The following is a 19,550-nucleotide window of genomic DNA, read 5'->3' on the forward strand; positions in this document are numbered from 1 at the left end:
CAGAAATGTCGACCTTCCCAGGTTCCCCCGATGCCACCGGAGTCGATGCCGTCACCGACGCGCCGAACCTCGACTTCGCCGGCACCACCCCGTACGAGGACTACGTCCAGGCGGACGTCCTGACCCACCTCCAGCACCTCCGCTCGGACGACCCCGGCGAGATGGTCTTCCTGGTCACCACCCAGGTCATGGAGCTGTGGTTCACCGTCATCGTCCACGAGTGGGAGACCGCGGGCCGCGCCCTGCGCGAGGACCGGATGCCCGTCGCCGTCGACGCGCTGAAGCGCTCGGTGCGCGAGCTGGAGGCGCTCAACCACTCCTGGCGCCCGCTCTCCCAGCTCACCCCCGCCCAGTTCAACTCCTACCGCGGCGCGCTCGGCGAGGGCTCCGGCTTCCAGTCGGCGATGTACCGCCGCATGGAGTTCCTGCTCGGCGAGAAGTCGGCGTCCATGCTCGTCCCGCACCGGGGCGCGCCCCGCGTCCACGCCGAGCTGGAGAAGGCGCTCCACGAGCCGAGCCTGTACGACGAGGTGCTCGCCCTCCTCGCCCGGCGCGGCCTGCCCGTCCCGCCCTCCGTCCTCGCCCGCGACCTCACCCGGCGCTACGAGCCGTCGCCGCAGGTCGAGGCCGTGTGGGCGGGGCTCTACGCGGAGCCCGAGGCCGAGGGCAACGCCGAGCTCGTCCGGCTCGGCGAGGCGCTCAGCGACGTCGCCGAGCTGGTGTGGCGCTGGCGCAACGACCACCTGGTGGCGACCCGCCGCGCGATGGGCTCCAAGACCGGCACCGGCGGCTCCGCGGGCGTGGCCTGGCTGGAGAAGCGTGCCCAGAAGAACGTGTTCCCCGAGCTCTGGACGGCCCGCAGCCATGTCTGACCTTCAGCAGGAGGCCCCGCGCCTCGACGCCGCGTCCTCCCTCCGCGAGGAGGCCCTGCGCCTCGACGCCGCCGACCCGCTCGCCGGCCACCGGGCGCGCTTCGCCCTCGACGACGACACCGTCTACCTCGACGGCAACTCGCTCGGCGCGCTCCCCGCCCACGTCCCCGCCCGGATGGCCGACGTCATCGGGCGACAGTGGGGCGAGCTGCGGATCCGGTCCTGGGACGAGTCGGGCTGGTGGACCGCCCCGGAGCGGATCGGCGACCGGATCGCGCCGCTGGTCGGCGCCGCCCCCGGACAGATCGTGGTCGGCGACTCGACCAGCGTGAACGTCTTCAAGGCGGTCGTCGCGGCGGCCCGGCTCGCGGGGGAGGGACGCGACGAGATCCTGGTGGACGGTTCGACCTTTCCCACGGACGGGTACATCGCCGAGTCCGCCGCGCGGATGACCGGTCACCGGATCGTGGCGCTCGACCCGGCCGACATCCCCGCCGCGGCGGGGGAGCGGACCGCGCTCGCGCTCGTCAACCACATCGACTACCTCTCCGGGCGGCTCCACGACCTGCCCGGCACCACCGCCGCCCTCCACGCGGCGGGCGCGCTGGCCGTCTGGGACCTCTGCCACAGCGCCGGCGCGCTGCCGGTCGGCCTCGACGAGCACGGGGTGGACCTGGCCGTCGGCTGCACCTACAAGTACCTGAACGGCGGCCCCGGTTCGCCCGCGTACCTGTACGTCGCCGAGCGCCACCAGGACCGCTTCGACTCGCCGCTGCCGGGCTGGACCTCGCACGCCGACCCCTTCGGCATGGACCCCGGCTACCGGGCCGCGTCCGGCGCCGTCCGGGGCCGCGTCGGCACCCCGGACATCCTGTCCATGCTGGCCCTGGAAGCGGCCCTGGACGTCTGGGACGGGGTCACGATCGAGGCCGTCCGCGCCAAGTCCCTCGCCCTCACGGACTTCTTCCTGGAGTGCGTGCGGGCGTACGTCCCCGAGGGCCGGGTCACCCCGGTCACCCCCGAGGCGCACGGCGAGCGCGGCAGCCAGGTCGGCCTGCGGTGCGCGGACGCCCCCGCCGTCATGCCCGAGCTCATCAGGCGCGGGGTCGTCGGCGACCTGCGCCCGGGCCTCCTGCGGTTCGGCTTCACCCCGCTCTACGTCGGCTTCGCGGACGCGGAGAAGGCGGCCCGCGTCCTCGCCGAGGTGCTCGCCGGCACGCCGGCCGGCCGGTAGCCGGCCACCGGCGCCGGCGGCCGGATCCGCCGGTGGGACGGCGGCCGGTCGGCCGGTGGCAGACGTCCGGTGACCGGCCGTCAGGTCGGATCATCGGCTGATCTGCGGGGCCCGGGACCCTGATACGGTCCCCGCAGGTCAGGGCCGATTCGGCCCCGTCACCGAGAGGTTGGAACCCATGCCGGACCCCGCCGCGCGCGACGCCGCCGAAGAGGCGTCGGCCTTCTCGCACCCGGCCGTCCCCCCGGACGCCACCGCCGCGTACGGCGAACACCCCGACCAGATCGTCGACTTCCACGCACCCCGGGACGGGGGCGACGGGCGCGTCCCGCTCGTCGTCGTCCTGCACGGCGGCGCCTGGCGGGCCCCCTACGACCGGCAGCACATCAGCCCCTTCGCCGGCTTCCTCGCCCGCCGCGGCTTCGCCGTCGCCAGCGTCGAGTACCGGCGCGGCCCCGGCCTCCCCCACCAGGGCGGCACCGCCCCGGTCGCCGGCCGCTGGCCGGAGACCTTCGACGACGTGGCCGCCGCCCTCGACGCCCTGCCGGAGCTCGCCGCGGCGCACCTGCCGCGGGCCGACCCGCTCCGCACGGTCCTCACCGGGCACTCGGCGGGCGGCCAGCTCGCCCTGTGGGCCGCGGCCCGGCACGTGCTGCCGGCCGGCTCCCCGTGGCGGCTGCCCGCCCCGCCCGCGCTGCGCGGGGTCGTCGCCCTCGCCCCGATCGGGCACTTCGAGCGGGCCCGCGAGCTGGACGTGTGCGGCGGCGCGGTGGACCAGCTGCTCGGCGGCGCGGAGGCGTACGAGGAGCGGGCCGCCGCCGCCGACCCGGCGCGGCTGCTGCCCACCGGCATCGCCACCGCCCTCGTCCAGGGCCGCGAGGACCTCACCGTCCCCGCCGAGGTCGCCGACGCCTTCGTGGAGGCGGCGGCGAAGGCGGGCGAGACGGTCGGGCTGACGCTCCTGGAGGACATCGGCCACTTCCCGCTGATCGACCCCGCGGCCGACGCGTGCGCGGTGGTGGCGGAGGAGATCGCCCAGCTCGCCTTCTAGGCGGCTCGCCCTCCGGGCCCGGCTCGTCTTCCAGGCGGGCTCGCCCTCCGGCCCGCCTCGCCTTCCGGGCCCGCCTCGTCTTCCGGGCCCGGTCCGGCTTTCCGGGCCAGGTCCGCGCTTCGGGCCCGGTCCGCGCTCCGGGCCGGTTCGCCCCCCCGGGGGGGCCGGTCCGTCCTCCGGCCCCGGCGCGGGCCCCGTAGTACTCAAGGGGGACGGTCCGGGATCCGTATCCAGCCGGACGCGGGCCTCCCCGGGCCTTCCGTACCGTGGTCGGCGTGAACCCGACACAGACCCCCGACACGGGCAGCCGCAGCCCCGAGCTCCGCATCGCGCTGGACGCGCTCGCGGGTCTTCGCGCGGACCTCGTGGAAGACGCCTCCGTCTACCGCCCGCTGCCCCGGCTCGCGCCGGACAGCCCCGCCCTGCGCTTCCTGCCGAAGTGGATACGCCGGCACAGCGGACTCCTGCCGCACGCCGTGGTGGGATTCCTCGCCTTCGTGACCTTCCTCCTCGGCTTCGACGGCATCAACGGCTCCGCCGGCCCGGTCGCGCTCTTCTACTGCGCGGTCCCGACCGCGGCCGTCCTGCTCACCCTGATCCGGCCGGCGCTCGCCTTCTGGCTCTCGCTCCTGTCGACGCCGTTCGTCGCCTACCTCGGCGGATACGACGGCTGGCCGTGGGCGCCGAACTCCTTCCTCGCGCACCTCGTCGTGCTGGTGGCCGTCGCCCTGCGGACCCGGCCCCGCACCTCCGGCTGGATGTGGGCGCTCACCGCGGCCTACGCGGGCTTCACCTCGTTCTTCCTCGGCATGCGGGGCTACTACAGCTTCAACGGCGCCGAGATGCTGTTCTTCTCGGCCCTCCTCCTGCTGGCCGTGTCGATGTTCCAGATCCGCCGCCAGGCGGCCCGGGAGGTCACCGCCCAGCAGACCGTGACCGCCGTCGAGCGCTCGAAGCGGACCCTCCTGGAGGAGCGGACCACCATCGCCCGGGAGCTGCACGACGTCGTGGCCCACCACATGTCGGTGGTCGCCATCCAGGCCGAGGCCGCGCCCTACCGGGTCGAGAACCCGCCGCCGGAGCTGGAGCAGGCCTTCCGCACCATCCGGGAGAACGCCGTCGCCGCCCTCACCGAGCTGCGCCGCATCCTCGGCGTCGTCCGCGCGGAGGACTACGAGGCCCCCGACGCCCCGCAGCCGACCCTCGCCGACCTCGACGGGCTCGTCGCCAACGTCCGGGAGGCCGGACTCGACGTGGGCCTGACGGTGACCGGCGCGGTGCGCGAGCTGCCGCAGGGCGTGGAGCTGTCCGCGTACCGGATCGTCCAGGAGGCCCTGTCCAACGTGCTCCGGCACGCGCCCGGCGCCGCCGCGAAGGTCGAGCTCGGGTACGTCCTCGGCGGCCTCGGCCTGCGGGTGGTCAACGGACCGGCGCGCGGCCCGGTGAAGCCGTCGCCGGGGGCGGGCCACGGCATCACCGGCATGCGGGAGCGTGTCACGATGCTCGGCGGGGAGATGACCGACGGACCGACGGAGGAGAGCGGCTACGAGGTCGCCGTCTTCGTCCCCGTCCAGCGCGAAGGGACCGACCAGTGATCAGGGTGCTGATCGTCGACGACCAGATCATGGTCCGCGAGGGCTTCTCGGTGCTGCTCGGCGCGATGCCGGACATCGAGGTCGTCGGCGAGGCCGTCAACGGCCGGGAGGCGGTGACCCAGGTCGCCCTCCTCCGCCCGGACGTCGTCCTCATGGACATCCGGATGCCCGAGCTGAACGGCATCGAGGCCACCCGCGAGATCGTCGCCGCCGACGAGGACGCCAAGGTGCTCGTCCTGACCACCTTCGACCTCGACGAGTACGTCTACCAGGCGCTGCGCGCCGGGGCCTCGGGCTTCCTCCTCAAGGACGCCTCCGCCCGGCAGCTCGCCGAGGGCGTCCGGGTCGTCGCCGCCGGGGAGGCGCTGCTCGCGCCGACCGTGACGAAGCGGCTCATCACCGAGTTCGCGAAGTCCGCCGACTCCGCGCCGAAGGCCCCCGCCGTCGCCCAGATCGGCGAACTGACCGAGCGCGAGACGGAGGTCCTGGTGCTGATCGCCCAGGGCCTGTCCAACCAGGAGATCGCCGACCACCTGGTCGTCGCCGAGTCCACGATCAAGACGCACGTCAGCCGCATCCTGGTGAAGCTGGGGCTGCGCGACCGGACGCAGGCGGCGGTCTTCGCCTACGAGGCGCGCCTGGTGCAGGTCGGCCGCTGACGCCGCCGCGGCGGTAGCGTCGGTCCATGGACGCCGCCACCGCCGCCGCCGCTTTCGACCCCTGGTCCCCGGAGTTCGTCGCCGACCCCTACCCGGCCTACGCGCGACTGCGCGCCGCGGGCCGCGCCCACTGGTACGGGCCGACCCGGCAGTGGCTGGTCCCGCACCACGCGGACGTGTCGGCGCTGCTGCGGGACCGGCGGCTGGGCCGGACGTACACCCACCGCTTCGGCCACGAGGAGTTCGGGCGCGAGGCCCCCGACCCCCGGCACGAGCCCTTCCACACCCTCAACGACCACGGGCTGCTCGACCTGGAGGGCGCCGACCACACCCGCATCCGGCGGCTGGTGTCGAAGGCCTTCACCCCGAGGACGGTGGAGCGGCTGGCGCCGAGGGTACGGGAGCTGGCCGCCGGCCTGGTCGGCGGCCTGGTCGCGGAGGGCGGCGGCGACCTCCAGGCGGCGGTCGCCGAACCGCTGCCGGTCGCGGTCATCGCCGCGATGCTGGGCGTCCCCGAGGAGGACGAGGAGCGGGCGATGCTGCGGCCCTGGTCGGCGGCGATCTGCGGGATGTTCGAGCCGGACCCGTCGGAGGAGACGGCCCGGCGGGCGGTCCGCGCGTCGGTCGAGTTCTCCGGCTACCTGCGGGAGCTGATCGCGCGGCGGCGGGCCGACCCCGGCGACGACCTGATCTCGGCGCTGATCGGGGTCGAGGAGCTGACCGAGCAGGAGAGGATCTCCACCTGCGTGCTGCTGCTCAACGCGGGACACGAGGCGACGGTCAACACCACGGTCGGCGGGGTGTGGACGCTGCTGCGGCACGGGCGGTGGGACGCCGTGTCCCCGGAGCCGGAGGAGTTGTCCACAGCTGTGGACGAACTGCTCCGGTACGACACGCCGCTCCAGATGTTCGAACGCTGGGTCCTCGACGACATCGAGCTCGGCGGGACGGTGATCCCCCGCGGCTCGGAGGTGGCGCTCCTCTTCGGCTCCGCCAACCGCGACCCGGACCGCTTCGGCCCCACCGCGGACCTGCTCGACCTCACCCGCGCGGACAACCCGCACGTCACCTTCGGCGCCGGCATCCACTACTGCCTGGGCGCGCCGCTGGCCCGCCTCGAACTGACCGCCGTCTTCGCCGAGCTGCTCCGGCAGGCTCCCGGACTGCGGCTCGCCGCGGACCCCGTCCGGAAACCCGGTTACGTGATCCGCGGCTTCGAGTCCCTCCTCGTGGAGGTGTGAGCCCGCCTCGGCCCGTCGGGCCCCCGCGCCCCGGCCCGTCGGGGTGCGGCCGGCGCCGGCGGGGGCGGCGGCGGGGGCGAAGGACCCGAAAGGGCGGGGTCAGGCCGGTGGGACCGGCTCCCGGGGCAGGGTCAGCCCCCAGCCGTCCGCCCGGACCGTCCAGGTGCGCCGGCGCACCGGGCCGGTGACGCGCCCGTCGGCGCGGTAGCGGAAGTCGGGGCCCGAGACCGTCAGGATCCCGGCGGCGGCGCGCCGCGGCGGGGCGGCCGCCGCGGCCGGGTGCACGGTCACCTCCGCCGTGCCGCCGTCCGCCGGGCGGGCCGTCACGGCCGACACCGGCGCGTCCACGTCGGCCAGCAGCACCCCGTCCGCCTCCACCCGCAGCCGGTGCGTCCCCGCCACCGGCAGCGGCGGCGCGGGCCGCACCAGGGTGCGGACCAGGGAGCGGCAGGTGCCCCAGACGGAGGGGGCGGTGCCGGCGGCGGGGACGGGCACCGCGGGCACCCGCAGGTCGCCCAGGACCACCCCGTCGCTGTCGTCCACCAGCAGGTCCAGACGGCGCACCGCCCCGTCCAGGACCGTCCTGGCGGCCTCCACCGCCGAGCGCGGCACGCCGAGGCCGTACGCGACCTCCAGGGCGTCCGGCGGGCCGATCGGGACCAGCGCGAGCGGCGCCCGGTCCCGGTGCAGCAGGGTCACCGCGCGCAGCAGCGCCCGGTCGTCGCCGAGCACGACGGGGCGGCGGGAGCCGCGCCGGGACAGGGCCCGGGAGAATTCCTCGGGGGAGTCCGGCAGGCAGATCTTCGCTTCCGCGCCCGCGGACAACACATCCTTCGCGATCCGTACGGACTCGCCGTCGCTTCGGCGGGCGACCGGGTCGACGATGACCAGCAGCTGGTCGTGATCCGACACCTCGGTCCTTCCTCGGGTAGTCTCTTTGTGCAAGAGCCCCTTGCGCTATTGCGCCAGGGGCTTCGTCTATTCCGGGGCACACCGGTGAGGCGGCGTAGGCCCCCTGACCTTGGAATGCCCCCTCCGGAAGGGGTGTACGCCTGTGCCCGCACTTGTGCTGCTCGGTGCTCAGTGGGGTGACGAGGGCAAGGGGAAGGCCACCGACCTCCTCGGTGGCTCCGTCGACTACGTGGTGCGCTATCAGGGTGGCAACAACGCCGGCCACACGGTGGTCGTCGGCGACCAGAAGTATGCGCTCCACCTGCTTCCCTCCGGAATCCTCTCGCCGGGGTGCACCCCGGTCATCGGCAACGGCGTCGTCGTCGACCCCGCGGTCCTGCTCTCCGAGCTGAGTGGGCTGAACGACCGCGGCGTGGACACGTCGAAGCTCCTGATCAGCGGCAACGCCCACCTGATCACCCCGTACAACGTCACCCTCGACAAGGTGACGGAACGGTTCCTCGGCAAGCGCAAGATCGGCACCACCGGTCGCGGCATCGGCCCCACCTACGCCGACAAGATCAACCGCGTCGGCATCCGGGTCCAGGACCTCTACGACGAGTCGATCCTGGAGCAGAAGGTCGAGGCGGCCCTGGAGCAGAAGAACCAGCTCCTCGCCAAGGTCTTCAACCGCCGCGCGATCGAGTCCGGCCGGATCGTGGAGGAGATGCTCCAGTACGCGGAGCAGATCCGCCCGTACGTCGCCGACACCACCCTGATCCTCAACGACGCCATCGACGAGGGCAAGGTCGTCCTCTTCGAGGGCGGCCAGGGCACCCTCCTGGACGTGGACCACGGCACGTACCCCTTCGTCACCTCCTCGAACCCGACCGCCGGCGGTGCCTGCACCGGCGCGGGCGTCGGCCCGACGAAGATCAACCGGGTCATCGGCATCCTCAAGGCCTACACGACCCGCGTCGGCGCCGGCCCGTTCCCGACCGAGCTCTTCGACGCGGACGGCGAGGCCCTGCGCCGCATCGGCGGCGAGCGCGGCGTCACCACCGGCCGCGACCGCCGCTGCGGCTGGTTCGACGCGGTCATCGCCCGCTACGCCACCCGCGTGAACGGCCTGACGGACTTCTTCCTCACCAAGCTGGACGTGCTCACCGGCTGGGAGGAGATCCCGGTCTGCGTCGCGTACGAGATCGACGGCAAGCGCGTCGAGGAGCTCCCGTACTCCCAGACCGACTTCCACCACGCGAAGCCGATCTACGAGACCCTGCCCGGCTGGTCGGAGGACATCACGAAGGCCAAGACCTTCGCGGACCTCCCGAAGAACGCGCAGAACTACGTGAAGGCGCTGGAGGAGATGTCCGGCGCCCCGATCTCCGCGATCGGCGTCGGCCCCGGCCGCACCGAGACGATCGAGATCAACTCCTTCCTGTAGGACGCGCCCGCAGGACGCGCGCGAAGGGCCCGCACCCCCGGGGGGTGCGGGCCCTTCGCGCGCGTCCTGCGGGAAGCGAGTGAGGCCGGAACTCCCCTTGCGCATCAAGGGAGTCGGCCCGCTAATGAGTCTCCCCGCACGCATCCGTGCCCATCCGTCACAGGGGGATCCATGACAGAGAACGGACCGCCGAGACCGCCCGTCCCGCCCGCGCCTCCGCCGGCCCCGCCGCCCGGCGCCGGCCCGCTCGAACTGCGGGTGGAGCGGAGACTGCTCTGGATCGGCGGGGCCTTCTACCCGCTGGAGAACGTCGTCCGCGTCTACACCTTCGTCCTGCGGCCCCGGCGCGCGGAGGCCGTGAAGCGCTTCGTCAAGCGCCTCGGCCTGCTCATGCTGGCCTCCCTCCTCGTCGTCCTGCTCGGCGAGCTGGGGGCGTTCGGCCGCCCCTCGTACGACGCCTACGGGAACGAGTCCGGCGGGAGCGGGCTCCAGGCCCTCGTCTGGGTGGTGCTCCTGGGCGCCCTGGCCTACTCCTTCGTCGAGATGATGACCGTCGTCGGGTCGACCTCCCACCTCACGCTGGCCATCGAGACCAACGGGGCGTCCACCGCGCTCGTCGGCGGCTCCCCGGAGCTGCTCCACCGGCTCGTCCACCGGATCGCGCACGCGGTCGAGCACCCGGACGCCGAACTCCTGGAGCGCGTCGGAGCGCTGGCGATCGGCAACCCGAGCAACTACTACTTCGGCGACACCGTCAACATGTACGGCGGCACCGGCAACAGGGGGATCTCGCGATGAGCGGCGACACCGTGAACATGTACGGCGGGGAGCGCAACACCGGCATCGTCCACCACCACGCCCCCGTCCCCGCGACCACCCCGGAGCAGGCGCTCGCGGCTGTCCGGGAGCTGGCGGAGGCGCTGCGCGCGCAGCTGCCCGACGCCGACCGGGAGGCACTCGACGAGGGCCTGGCCGAGCTCGACGGGGCCGCCCCCGGCCCCTCCCGGCGCCGGACGCTGCTCGCCCTCGCCGGGATCGCCGCGACCGTCGGCGCCGTCGGGCAGCCGCTGCTCGACGCGGTGCGGGCCGCCCTGGAGCTCCTGGCGGCCTGACCCCGGCGGTCAGTCCGCGCGGTGGTACTCGCCCGGCTCCGTGTCGTACATCGGGTAGACCTGGAGGATCTCCCTGCCCTTGTACGTCGTCAGCGTCAGGTAGCCGCCGGGGTCGTCGCGGACGCACTCCCGGTCCGCGCCGGGTTCCAGGTCCATGGGGCCGAGGACGTACGGGGGCGTGGTGCTCGCCAGGATCGCCGTCCAGGAGCAGTTGACCGCGTCGGCGAGCTGGTTGCCCTCCGCGTCCGTGCGCGGGTAGACGCTCAGCACGCGGAGGACGGCCGCGCCGACCGCGCCCTGGGTGACCGTCACCTCGTCGGTGTAGCGGTCCGCCTCCGGGCCCTCGACCAGCGGCTTCATCCTCCACCGGCCGAGGTACTCCGCGGGCAGGATCTCCGCGCCGGTGCGGGCCTTGCGGAAGGTGGCCTTCGCGGTGCCCGAGGACCATTCGAGGACCTCGGGGGAGCGCAGGGTGAGCGTCTGGTGGGCGGCGGCCATGCACCGCCGGGCGGGCACGCTGGTGGTGACGTCGGACTCGCCGAGGACGACCTTGTCCTCGTCGGCGGAGACGAGCCGCGAGCGGCCCATGCACAGCCGGTTGTCGCCGACGTGGGTGTAGACGGCGGTCTTGGTGCCGGTGGCGCCCTGGACGAGCTCGATGCGGACGGTCTCGCGGGGGTGCTCCTCGGTGCCCCGGAGGATCCCCTCCCAGGCGCCGAGGAAGGCGGCGGGCACGGCCCCGGCCGGCCGGGCGGAGGCCGATGACGGTCCGGTACCGGTGCCCCTGCCGTCGCCGCCGGGGGTGCCGCCCGCTCCGCCGAGCGGCCAGAAGGCGTAGCCGGCGCCCGCGGCGGCCGCGACGGCGGCGGTCGCGAGCGCGGCGGTCAGCACCCGCCGCCGGGAGCGCGGCCGGGGCGGCGAGGGCTCCGGTGCGGGCGCGGGCGCGGGCGTCGGGTCGCCGGGCGCCGCGCCGCCCGTCGTGCGCTCGGGGGCGGGCGCGGTGCCGGTGGCGCCCGCGCCGCCCCCGGCGGTCCCCTCCGTCGAGCCCTCCGCCTCCAGCAGGCGCGCCGCGTGCCGCCCGAGGCGGGCCAGGACGTCGGCGGGCAGCCACGGATCGGGGACCGGCAGGGTCTCGGCGATCTCGGCCGCCGTCGGCCGGGCCGCCGGGTCCTTGGCGAGGCAGGCCCGGATCAGTCCGGTCAGCGCGGGCGCCACGTCCGTCAGGTCCGGCTCGTCGTGGGCGATCCGGAACATCAGCGCGTGCACGCCGCTGTCGGAGGTGCCGAAGGGGGAGCGGCCGGTCGCCGCGTAGGCGAGGACCGAGCCCAGGCAGAAGACGTCGGAGGCGGGGCCGAGCTTCTCGCCGCGGACCTGTTCGGGCGACATGAAGCCGGGGGAGCCGACGACGGCGCCGGTGCTGGTGAGTCCGCCGTCGGTGACGGTGTCGACGGCCCGGGCGATGCCGAAGTCGATGATCCGGGGCCCGTCGACGGTCAGCAGCACGTTGGAGGGCTTGAGGTCGCGGTGGACGAGCCCGGCCCGGTGGATGTGGTCGAGCGCCCGGCCGAGGCCGGCGCCCAGGGCGCGGACGGTGGCGGGCGGCAGCGGCCCGTACTCGTCGCCGACGACCGCCCGCAGCGACGGCCCGGGCACGTACCCGATGGCCACCCACGGGGAGGCGGAGGTGGTGTCGGAGCCGAGGACGGGCGCGGTGCCGGTGCCGCCGACCCGCTCCAGCGCCTCGACCTCGCGGGCGAAGCGGCGCCGGAACTCGTCCTGGGCGGCCAGTTCGGCGTGCACCACCTTCACGGCGACGGTCCGCCCGCCGGCCGAACGCGCCAGGAACACCCGGCCCATGCCGCCGACCCCGAGCCGGCCGATGAGTCGGAACGGGCCGATGCTGACCGGGTCTTCCGCGTTCAATGGCTCCACGTGGCAAGAGGATGCCAGACCCGGCACGGCGGAGGGGGTCACGGTCCGGTGTCGGCCTCCCCGCAGATCCGCAGTCCCTTCGGGGTGGAACAGGGCAGGTGTCCGCGGGCGCGGACGACGTCCTGGCCCCGGCCGCGGGAGAGGTAGGCGAGGAAGCTCGCGGTGAGGGAGTCGGCCGGGGGATCGCCCCAGGTGTAGGCGTACTCGATCTCCCGGTAGGGGTACGGGGAGGTGCCCAGCTCCTCCAGGACCGGGCCGCGTCCGTCGAGGTCGACGCGGTGCAGGCCCTTCGCAGGGGCGACGGCGCCGATCTCGGCGTAGCCGAGGGCGCCGGGGAGGCGGCCGACGGCGGACAGCACCTGGGCGGTGGAGTCGAGTTCGCAGCGGACGGCCTTCGCCTCCGGGTCGTCGACGGTGGCGCAGTCGCGGGAGGACTGGGCGGCCTCGTTGCGGCCGAGGACGCGGCGCTGGAAGACCTCCCGGGTGCCGGAGTCGGCGTCGCGGCTGACGAGGAGGACCGGCAGGTCGGGGAGGTCCGCCGGCAGGCCGGGGCCCTCCAGCCGGTTCCAGCGGGTGACGTCGCCGCGGTGGAGGGCGCGGACCTGCTCCAGGGTGAGGGAGCGGACGGGGACGGAGTCGTGGACGACGAGGGTGAAGAGGGAGACGGCGACCGTGTGGGCGCGGAGCCGGGGGTCGGAGTCCGGGCCCCGGCCGTCGGAGAGGGCGACGACGGCGGGGGAGCCCTTCGTGCGGGCGCCGGTCTCGGCGAGCTCGCGGACGCCGGAGGTGGAGCCGTCGGCGTCGACGGTGACGGTGGCGCCCGGGCAGTCCTTCCCGTACGCCTTCGCCGCCTCCCGGACGACCGGCGCGAAGGCGGTGGAGCCGGTGACGGTGAGGCTGCCGCGGGCGCAGCCGATCGGGGGCGGGGTCCGCTCGCGGACGATGATCGCGGCGAGCGCGACCACGCAGGCGGTGAGGACGACGGTGACGGTGCGGGCGGTGGGGCTGAAGCGGCCGGCCTGGTCGTCGGGGGTGGTGGAGCGGTTGCGCCGGATGGAGCCGCCCGCGAGGGTGCCGTGGAGCTTGATGTCCCGGTCGGCGACGGGCCCGGAGAGCTGGACGAGCAGCTTGAAGTACTGGCCGGTGTCGAGGGCGACCCGGGGGACGAGGACGGCGTTTCCGGACCGGCCCAGCCGGGGGGCGGCGTCGAGGTCGTCGCGGACGCCGTTCCAGCCCGCCGGGACGGTGGCGACGACGCCCCGGACGGTCACCGCGGGGGTGCCGAAGGTGATGCGGAGGGCGTGCTCGGCGGGGACGACGCCGTAGTCGTCGATGCCGATGTCGAGGTCGCGGTCGTTCTCGATGCGGAGCAGGACGAGGGTGGCGCCGGCGGCGGCGCTGCCGAGGACCTCGCCGTCGCGGACGGTCATCACCCCGCCGTCCCGGTCGTCGCCCTCCTTGTGCAGCGGGGTGTTGAGCTGCACCCGGTAGCCGAGCCGCTTGCGCTGTGGCTTGAAGCGGTCGATCCAGACGGCGCCGAGCGAGACGAGGACGCCGAGCAGGGCGGTGGCGACGGCGACCACGTTCTCCGCGGTTATCCACTCCATGGCCGGGACGGTACGGACGGGTGTGCGAGTGCGGGGGCGGCGTAGCGGTCCGACACCTGGATTTCGCCGCTCGTTCAGCCGGGGCCGAGAGGGGGGTCGGCCGGGGTCGTCCGGGTGGCCCGGCAGGGGTTGCCCGGTCCGGAAGAGCGTGGATGTAATGGCCGTGAGGGGGCCTTCCGGAGGAGGAACCCCATGCGTGTCGTCGAAGTGACCGCCTACGGCGGACCCGAGGTCCTCAGGACGGCCACCCGTCCCGAGCCGGATCCCGCGGACGCCCCCGGCCGGGTCCGGGTGCGGCTCAGGGCGGCCGGGGTGAACCAGGCGGACCTCAAGATCCGCTCCGGCCGGCTCGCCCCGGTGCTCGGCGGCCTGAACCCGCCCTTCGTGCTGGGATACGACTTCGCCGGGACCCTGGTGGACCCGGCGCCCGGCCTTCCCGCCGGCACCCGGGTGGCCGGTTTCGTGCCCTGGGTGGCGGAGGGGACCGGCACCGGCACGTACGCGGAGACGATCCTGGCGGAGCCGGAGTGGCTGGCGCCGGTCCCGGACGAGGTGGACTTCACGGCGGCGGCCTCGCTGCCGCTCTCCGCGCTGACCGCCGCGCAGGCGCTGGACCTGCTGGCGCTGCCGGAGGGATCGACGGTGCTGGTCACCGGCGCGAGCGGGGTGGTGGGCCGGTTCGCGGTGCAGCTGGCGGCCCGGGCGGGCCACCGGGTGATCGCCCTCGGCGACGCCGGCGACGCGCACGAGCTGCGGGTCCTCGGGGCCGACGCGGTGGTGGCGCGCGGGGCGCCCGCGGAGGAGGTCGCCGGGGTGCTCGGCTTCGCGCCGGACCGGGTGGACGGCGTGTTCGACGCGGCCCTGATCGCCGGTCCGCTGATGGCGGTGGTCAAGGACGGCGGGGCCTTCGTCTCCGCCTCCGGCGAGCGGGTGCCGGGGCCCGAGCGGGGCGTCCGGGTGGACGCGGTGGTGGGCCGACCGGACCGGGCGCGGCTGGAGGAGCTCCTGCAACTGCTCGGCGCGGGCGGCCTCGCGACCCGGGTGGCCGACGTGCTGCCGCTGGAGGGGGCGGCGGAGGCGCACCGGCGGGTGGAGGCGGGGCACCGGCCGGGCCGGATCGTCCTGATGATCTGAGCCCCCGGCCCGGGGTCCGCACCCCGGCCGCCATGTCCTGACGCGTCCTCAATCTCCCTTTCCCCGCCCCCTGGTGGTCCGGCCACCCGGGGGCGGAATTCTGGTCTAGACCTTGACAGGTACAGACCAGTGCCGCTTCGCTGGCCTTCCCCCCACCGGAAGGACGACAGCGCATGCGACGTCTTCTCGCCCTGATCGCCGCCCTCTGTACGGCGGTCGGGCTCGCCATCCTGCTCCCCGCCACCGCCGGCGCGGCCCCCGCCTGCGTCACCGCCTGGAACTCGGGCCAGGTCTACACCGGCGGCATGACCGCCTCGTACAACGGCCGCAACTGGTACGCGAAGTGGTGGACGCAGAACGAGCGTCCCGGCTCCAGTGACGTCTGGCGTGACGAGGGCGCCTGCGGCACCGGCGGCGGCGGCACCCCCGACCCCTCCGGATTCGTGGTCACCGAGGCCCAGTTCAACCAGATGTTCCCGAACCGGAACCCCTTCTACACGTACGCCGGCCTGGTCGCCGCCACCAAGAAGTACCCGGCCTTCGCCGGCACCGGCAGCGACACCGTGAAGAAGCAGGAGGCCGCGGCCTTCCTCGCCAACGTCTCCCACGAGACCGGCGGACTGGTCCACATCGTGGAGCAGAACACCGCCAACTACCCGCACTACTGCGACGCCGGCCAGCCCTACGGCTGCCCCGCCGGCCAGGCCGCCTACTACGGCCGCGGCCCCATCCAGCTCTCCTGGAACTTCAACTACAAGGCCGCCGGCGACGCCCTCGGCATCGACCTCCTGAACAACCCCTGGCGGGTCGAGCGCGAGCCGGACGTCGCCATGATGACCGGCCTCTGGTACTGGAACACCCAGAACGGCCCCGGCACGATGACCGCGCACAACGCCATGGTCAACGGCGCCGGCTTCGGCCAGACGATCTGGGCGATCAACGGCAGCCTGGAGTGCAACGGCCGCAACCCGGCCCAGGTCCAGAGCCGCGTCACCAAGTACCAGCAGTTCACCCAGATCCTCGGCGTCCCGACCGGACCGAACCTGTACTGCTGATCCCGCACCACCCTCCTCAGCTCGCCCTGACCACCCAGGTCAGGGCGAGCGCGGGCGTGAACGAGGCGAGGAACGCGGGCAGCTGGTCGTACCCCGCCACCGAGAAGCCCAGCGCCATCGGCAGCAGCAGCACGAGCCCGGTGAGCAGGATGCCGAGCGCGGGCAGGTGGACCGCGGGCCGGAAGCGGCGCAGCCGGCGCAGGTCGGACGGCTCCATCTGCGACTTCATGATCACCCCGGCGATGACCACCCACGGCCAGACCCAGACGGCCAGCCCGAAGTTCAGGAACAGCGCGCCCTCCTCCACCTGGTCGTGCTCGGTCACCGGCCCGTCCGGCGCCCCCGGTGCGTAGTGCACCGCCACCTCGTCGCCCGGCGAGGGCGGCTCGGGCGCGGAGTACAGCTTCCGCACGACGGCCTCGCGGGGCCCGGCGGTGAAGGGCACCCGCACCACGACGTCGGTGAGGTAGTACGCGTCGTTGTCCTGGCTCTCGGGCACGAGCTCCGGCTCCCCGGCCAGCCGCACCACCGGCACCTCGAACTCCCCGTACCCGGCCGCCAGCATCCGCTCCTCCCACTGCCCCCGGGCGGTGCTCGGGGTGAAGACCGTCAGGAACGCGGCGATGGTGGCCAGCGCGACCCCGAAGCCGAAGACGTACGGCAGCGCGGCGTCGGTCCCGCGGGGTCCGGGCGGCCCGCCGGATCCGGATCCGCGGGGCCTGCGGTCCTTGCGCGGCCGGTCGGCGAAGAGGTCCCGTTCCTTCGGCCGGCGGCACGAGGCCCCCGCCCAGGCGACCGCGAAGAGCGCCGACGTCCCCGCGAGCGCCACCTCCGGCACCAGCGGCGGGTACGGCGAGACCCCGCCCAGCGAACACGCCAGCGCCGCGCCCGCGCTGACGACCATCCCCCACCCGCAGACCGTGGTGGCGGCCCTTCCCCCCGACGTGTACATGGCGCGCAGCATAGGCGGCCGGGGCGGCCGGATAGCCACCCTCCGGACGGCGGGCGGCTATCCGTCCCGCCCGGAGGCCTCCTCGACCGCCTCCAGCGCCGCCGACAGCCGGTCCAGCACCCGGACCGTCTCGTCGAAGGCGTCCTGGCCCCCGAGCGCGGCGGCCAGCCGGCCGGCCAGCTCCGCGTGGCCCGGGTCGATGCGGGCGATCGCCGCGAGGCCGGCCTCCGTGGGGGCGAGCAGCTTGGCGCGGCGGTGCGCCGGGTTGGGGGCGTAGACGGCCAGGCCGTCGCGGACGAGCAGGTCCGCGATCCGCTGGACGCTCTGCCGGGTGATGCCCATGGCCCGGGCGATCCCGGCCACCGGCAGCGGCTCGCGGAGCACCGCCCCGAGCACCTGCCACCACGCGGCGGTCAGTCCGGCGGGCTCGGCCAGCCTCTCGGAGACGGCGAGGAACTGCCCGTTGAGCCGGAAGACGCCGAGGGCGGTCCGGCTCAGGGCGTCCTGGGGGGCGCGGCTCATCCGTTCAGCTCGGCGAAGGCCGCCGGGTCGGAGTGGTGGAAGAGCCGGTACCAGGCGTCCCGCTTCCCCTCGTAGGCGCCGAGGCGGGCGAAGATCTCGCGGGCGAAGGCGACGGGCTCGGTCGGCCCGGCGGTGACGAGGTCCCCGTCGGTGACGGCGTCCGCCTCGACGTACCGCCCGCCGCCCGCGTACCCGGTCGCGGCGAGGTAGAAGGAGGCGGCGCTGGTGTGCGCCCGGTCGTCGAGCAGGCCCTCGCGGGCCAGTCCGGCGGTCGCGCCGCAGATGGCGGCGACCGGCACCCCGGCGTCGAGGAAGCCCCGGGCGGCGGCGGCGAAGGGGGCGAGCTCGTCGCCCTCGTCGTACTTCTCGGCGCCGGGGAGGATCAGCAGCGCGCTGTCCCCGGGGCGCAGCCCGTCCAGCGAGAGGTCGGGCACGATCCGGATCCCGGCGAGCGTGGTGACGGGCTTCCCGGCGTCGGCGCCCACGGTCCGCACGGTGAATCCGGCCCGGGCGAGCCACGCGGTGGCGTGCCCCGTCTCCCAGTCGGCGAGCGTGTCGTACACGGCGAGGTGAACGGTCCTGGAGGTCATGACAAGAGACTGTCATGATGACAGCATGCTGTCAATAAGGGGCGTGCGGCGCCGACGACGGAATCCGCAGCCGCCCGTCCCGTGGGGCGGGTCGCCGCGTCCCGCAGAGCAAGGTGTCGCGTCCGACGCGCTCTCGGTGGACAAGATGGTGATGGCCGTCCCACCTGGGGTTCCTTACCCTTCGGTGCATGACCCCTCATGTCGTACCCGACCCCCAGGCCGGCGCCGCCGTCAAGGCCGCGGACCGCGCGCACGTCTTCCACAGCTGGTCCGCCCAGGGCCTGATCGACCCGCTCGCCGTGGCCGGCGCGGAGGGGTCGTACTTCTGGGACTACGACGGCAACCGCTACCTCGACTTCACCAGCGGCCTCGTCTACACGAACATCGGCTACCAGCACCCCAAGGTGGTCGCCGCCATCCAGGAGCAGGCCGCGAAGCTCACCACCTTCGCGCCCGCCTTCGCCGTCGACGTCCGCTCCGAGGCCGCACGCCTCATCGCCGAGCGCACCCCCGGCGACCTGAACAAGATCTTCTTCACCAACGGCGGCGCCGAGGCCGTCGAGAACGCCGTCCGGATGGCCCGGCTGCACACCGGCCGCCACAAGGTGCTCTCCGCCTTCCGCTCGTACCACGGCGCCACCTCCACCGCGATCAACCTCACCGGCGACCCCCGCCGCTGGGCCTCCGACACCGGCTCCGCCGGCGTGGTGCGCTTCTGGGCGCCCTTCCTCTACCGCTCGGCGTTCTACGCCGAGACCGAGCAGCAGGAGTGCGAGCGCGCCCTCGCGCACCTGGAGGACACCATCGCCTTCGAGGGTCCCGGCACCGTCGCCGCGATCATCCTGGAGACCGTCCCCGGCACCGCCGGCATCATGACCCCGCCGCCCGGCTACCTCACCGGCGTCCGCGAGATCTGCGACAAGTACGGCATCGTCTTCGTCCTCGACGAGGTCATGGCCGGCTTCGGCCGCACCGGCGCGTGGTTCGCCGCCGAGCACTTCGACGTCGTCCCCGACCTGATGACCTTCGCCAAGGGCGTCAACTCCGGCTACGTGCCGCTCGGCGGCGTCGCCATCAGCGAGGAGATCGCCGCCACCTTCGAGACCCGCCCCTACCCCGGCGGCCTCACCTACTCCGGCCACCCGCTGGCCTGCGCCGCCGCCGTCGCCACCATTCGGGTGATGGAGGACGAGCAGGTCGTCCAGCACGCGGCCCGCATCGGCGAGACCGTCCTCGGCCCCGGCCTGCGCGAGCTCGCCGAGCGCCACCCCTCCGTCGGCGAGGTCCGCGGCATGGGCGTCTTCTGGGCGCTCGACCTGGTGAAGAACAAGGAGACGCGCGAGCCGCTCGTCCCCTACAACGCGGCCGGCGAGGCCAACGCCCCGATGGCCGCCTTCGGCGCCGCGGCGAAGAAGAACGGCCTGTGGCCCTTCGTCAACATGAACCGCACCCACGCCGTCCCGGCCTGCAACGTCTCCGAGGACGAGGTCAAGGAGGGCCTCGCGGCCCTCGACGCGGCGCTCACCGTCGCCGACGAGCACACGGTCTGACGCCGCCCGACGACGGCACGGCGCCGGCGTCACCCGTGTGACGGGGGCCTCCTCCCGGGGGACCAGGTCTGGACTAGAGTCTTCCGGAACCTCATGGAGGGGGCCC

At 74.5% G+C, this 19,550-nt stretch carries 18 protein-coding genes; 12 read left to right on the top strand and 6 right to left on the bottom strand.

Annotated features, from left to right (window positions below; translation table 11 throughout):
- The first annotated feature begins 5 nt into the window (after positions 1–5).
- The 6 genes from IE287_RS12530 to IE287_RS12555 all read left to right on the top strand — a co-directional run bounded on the left by IE287_RS12530 (position 6) and on the right by IE287_RS12555 (position 6,652).
- Positions 6–872, top strand: coding sequence for a tryptophan 2,3-dioxygenase family protein (locus IE287_RS12530; protein ID WP_189849064.1), 867 nt, complete (start codon positions 6–8; stop codon positions 870–872).
- Positions 865–2,106, top strand: coding sequence for a kynureninase (gene kynU / locus IE287_RS12535; protein ID WP_189849065.1), 1,242 nt, complete (start codon positions 865–867; stop codon positions 2,104–2,106). The genes IE287_RS12530 and kynU overlap by 8 nt, the downstream gene beginning before the upstream one ends.
- A 178-nt stretch (positions 2,107–2,284) precedes the next feature.
- Entirely contained in the window at positions 2,285–3,157 is an 873-nt protein-coding gene (locus tag IE287_RS12540) for an alpha/beta hydrolase family protein (protein WP_189849066.1), read from the top strand.
- A gap of 266 nt (positions 3,158–3,423) precedes the next feature.
- A complete protein-coding gene (locus IE287_RS12545; protein ID WP_189849067.1) occupies positions 3,424–4,752 on the top strand; it encodes a sensor histidine kinase in 1,329 nt (442 codons plus the stop codon).
- Positions 4,749–5,411 carry a response regulator gene (locus IE287_RS12550; RefSeq protein ID WP_189849068.1) on the top strand — a complete coding sequence of 221 codons (663 nt, stop codon included), beginning with the start codon at positions 4,749–4,751 and terminating at the stop codon, positions 5,409–5,411. The genes IE287_RS12545 and IE287_RS12550 overlap by 4 nt, the downstream gene beginning before the upstream one ends.
- Before the next feature lie 26 nt (positions 5,412–5,437).
- Complete coding sequence (locus IE287_RS12555) at positions 5,438–6,652, top strand: cytochrome P450 (RefSeq protein WP_189849069.1); 1,215 nt, start codon at positions 5,438–5,440, stop codon at positions 6,650–6,652.
- 99 nt (positions 6,653–6,751) lie between these two features.
- On the opposite strand, the gene IE287_RS12560 is transcribed toward IE287_RS12555, so the two are convergent.
- Entirely contained in the window at positions 6,752–7,564 is an 813-nt protein-coding gene (locus IE287_RS12560) for a diacylglycerol kinase family protein (RefSeq protein ID WP_229883437.1), read from the bottom strand.
- Positions 7,565–7,706: 142 nt separating this feature from the next.
- Between IE287_RS12560 and IE287_RS12565 the strand changes: the two genes are divergently transcribed.
- The 3 genes from IE287_RS12565 (at position 7,707) to IE287_RS12575 (ending at position 10,102) form a co-directional block, all read left to right on the top strand.
- A complete protein-coding gene (locus IE287_RS12565; RefSeq protein WP_189849071.1) occupies positions 7,707–8,990 on the top strand; it encodes an adenylosuccinate synthase in 1,284 nt (427 codons plus the stop codon).
- Positions 8,991–9,161: 171 nt separating this feature from the next.
- Positions 9,162–9,788: a DUF6232 family protein gene (locus IE287_RS12570; protein WP_229883438.1), complete on the top strand. Its 627-nt coding sequence runs from the start codon at positions 9,162–9,164 to the stop codon at positions 9,786–9,788.
- Positions 9,785–10,102 carry a hypothetical protein gene (locus IE287_RS12575; protein WP_189849072.1) on the top strand — a complete coding sequence of 106 codons (318 nt, stop codon included), beginning with the start codon at positions 9,785–9,787 and terminating at the stop codon, positions 10,100–10,102. The genes IE287_RS12570 and IE287_RS12575 overlap by 4 nt, the downstream gene beginning before the upstream one ends.
- Positions 10,103–10,111: 9 nt before the next feature.
- Here the strand turns inward: IE287_RS12575 and IE287_RS12580 are convergent, their stop codons facing one another.
- Together IE287_RS12580 and IE287_RS12585 are read right to left on the bottom strand one after the other, a co-directional pair.
- Positions 10,112–12,034 (bottom strand): serine/threonine-protein kinase, encoded by a 1,923-nt coding sequence (locus tag IE287_RS12580; RefSeq protein WP_189849073.1) that lies wholly within the window; start codon positions 12,032–12,034, stop codon positions 10,112–10,114.
- A gap of 38 nt (positions 12,035–12,072) precedes the next feature.
- Complete coding sequence (locus tag IE287_RS12585) at positions 12,073–13,641, bottom strand: PstS family phosphate ABC transporter substrate-binding protein (RefSeq protein WP_189849074.1); 1,569 nt, start codon at positions 13,639–13,641, stop codon at positions 12,073–12,075.
- Between the two features lie 192 nt (positions 13,642–13,833).
- Between IE287_RS12585 and IE287_RS12590 the strand changes: the two genes are divergently transcribed.
- Entirely contained in the window at positions 13,834–14,775 is a 942-nt protein-coding gene (locus IE287_RS12590) for an NADP-dependent oxidoreductase (RefSeq protein WP_189849075.1), read from the top strand.
- A gap of 173 nt (positions 14,776–14,948) precedes the next feature.
- Complete coding sequence (locus IE287_RS12595; RefSeq protein ID WP_189849076.1) at positions 14,949–15,830, top strand: glycoside hydrolase family 19 protein; 882 nt, start codon at positions 14,949–14,951, stop codon at positions 15,828–15,830.
- Between the two features lie 16 nt (positions 15,831–15,846).
- Here IE287_RS12595 and IE287_RS12600 read toward each other — a convergent pair whose 3' ends face one another.
- The 3 genes from IE287_RS12600 to IE287_RS12610 are packed head-to-tail and all read right to left on the bottom strand — an operon-like array spanning position 15,847 to position 17,894.
- Entirely contained in the window at positions 15,847–16,782 is a 936-nt protein-coding gene (locus tag IE287_RS12600; RefSeq protein WP_189849077.1) for a hypothetical protein, read from the bottom strand.
- A 57-nt stretch (positions 16,783–16,839) separates the two neighbouring features.
- On the bottom strand, positions 16,840–17,304 hold the full coding sequence (locus IE287_RS12605; protein ID WP_189849078.1) for a MarR family winged helix-turn-helix transcriptional regulator: 465 nt from the start codon (positions 17,302–17,304) through the stop codon (positions 16,840–16,842).
- Positions 17,301–17,894 carry a DJ-1/PfpI family protein gene (locus IE287_RS12610; RefSeq protein WP_189849079.1) on the bottom strand — a complete coding sequence of 198 codons (594 nt, stop codon included), beginning with the start codon at positions 17,892–17,894 and terminating at the stop codon, positions 17,301–17,303. The genes IE287_RS12605 and IE287_RS12610 overlap by 4 nt, the downstream gene beginning before the upstream one ends.
- A gap of 188 nt (positions 17,895–18,082) precedes the next feature.
- Here IE287_RS12610 and IE287_RS12615 point away from each other — a divergent pair, with 188 nt between their 5' ends.
- Positions 18,083–19,444, top strand: coding sequence for an aspartate aminotransferase family protein (locus IE287_RS12615; protein WP_189849080.1), 1,362 nt, complete (start codon positions 18,083–18,085; stop codon positions 19,442–19,444).
- Positions 19,445–19,550 lie beyond the last annotated feature (106 nt).

The organism is Streptomyces omiyaensis (assembly GCF_014650895.1).
In the GTDB taxonomy this organism is placed as follows: domain Bacteria; phylum Actinomycetota; class Actinomycetes; order Streptomycetales; family Streptomycetaceae; genus Streptomyces; species Streptomyces omiyaensis.

Bases quoted from the DNA above. Each gene is read 5' to 3' on its own strand.
- IE287_RS12530 (WP_189849064.1), top strand. From the start codon at position 6: ATGTCGACCTTCCCAGGTTCCCCCGATGCCACCGGAGTCGATGCCGTC.
- kynU (WP_189849065.1), top strand. From the start codon at position 865: ATGTCTGACCTTCAGCAGGAGGCCCCGCGCCTCGACGCCGCGTCCTCC.
- IE287_RS12540 (WP_189849066.1), top strand. From the start codon at position 2,285: ATGCCGGACCCCGCCGCGCGCGACGCCGCCGAAGAGGCGTCGGCCTTC.
- IE287_RS12555 (WP_189849069.1), top strand. From the start codon at position 5,438: ATGGACGCCGCCACCGCCGCCGCCGCTTTCGACCCCTGGTCCCCGGAG.
- IE287_RS12570 (WP_229883438.1), top strand. From the start codon at position 9,162: ATGACAGAGAACGGACCGCCGAGACCGCCCGTCCCGCCCGCGCCTCCG.
- IE287_RS12575 (WP_189849072.1), top strand. From the start codon at position 9,785: ATGAGCGGCGACACCGTGAACATGTACGGCGGGGAGCGCAACACCGGC.
- IE287_RS12585 (WP_189849074.1), bottom strand. From the start codon at position 13,641: ATGGAGTGGATAACCGCGGAGAACGTGGTCGCCGTCGCCACCGCCCTG.
- IE287_RS12590 (WP_189849075.1), top strand. From the start codon at position 13,834: ATGCGTGTCGTCGAAGTGACCGCCTACGGCGGACCCGAGGTCCTCAGG.
- IE287_RS12595 (WP_189849076.1), top strand. From the start codon at position 14,949: ATGCGACGTCTTCTCGCCCTGATCGCCGCCCTCTGTACGGCGGTCGGG.
- IE287_RS12600 (WP_189849077.1), bottom strand. From the start codon at position 16,782: ATGTACACGTCGGGGGGAAGGGCCGCCACCACGGTCTGCGGGTGGGGG.
- IE287_RS12605 (WP_189849078.1), bottom strand. From the start codon at position 17,304: ATGAGCCGCGCCCCCCAGGACGCCCTGAGCCGGACCGCCCTCGGCGTC.
- IE287_RS12610 (WP_189849079.1), bottom strand. From the start codon at position 17,894: ATGACCTCCAGGACCGTTCACCTCGCCGTGTACGACACGCTCGCCGAC.
- IE287_RS12615 (WP_189849080.1), top strand. From the start codon at position 18,083: ATGACCCCTCATGTCGTACCCGACCCCCAGGCCGGCGCCGCCGTCAAG.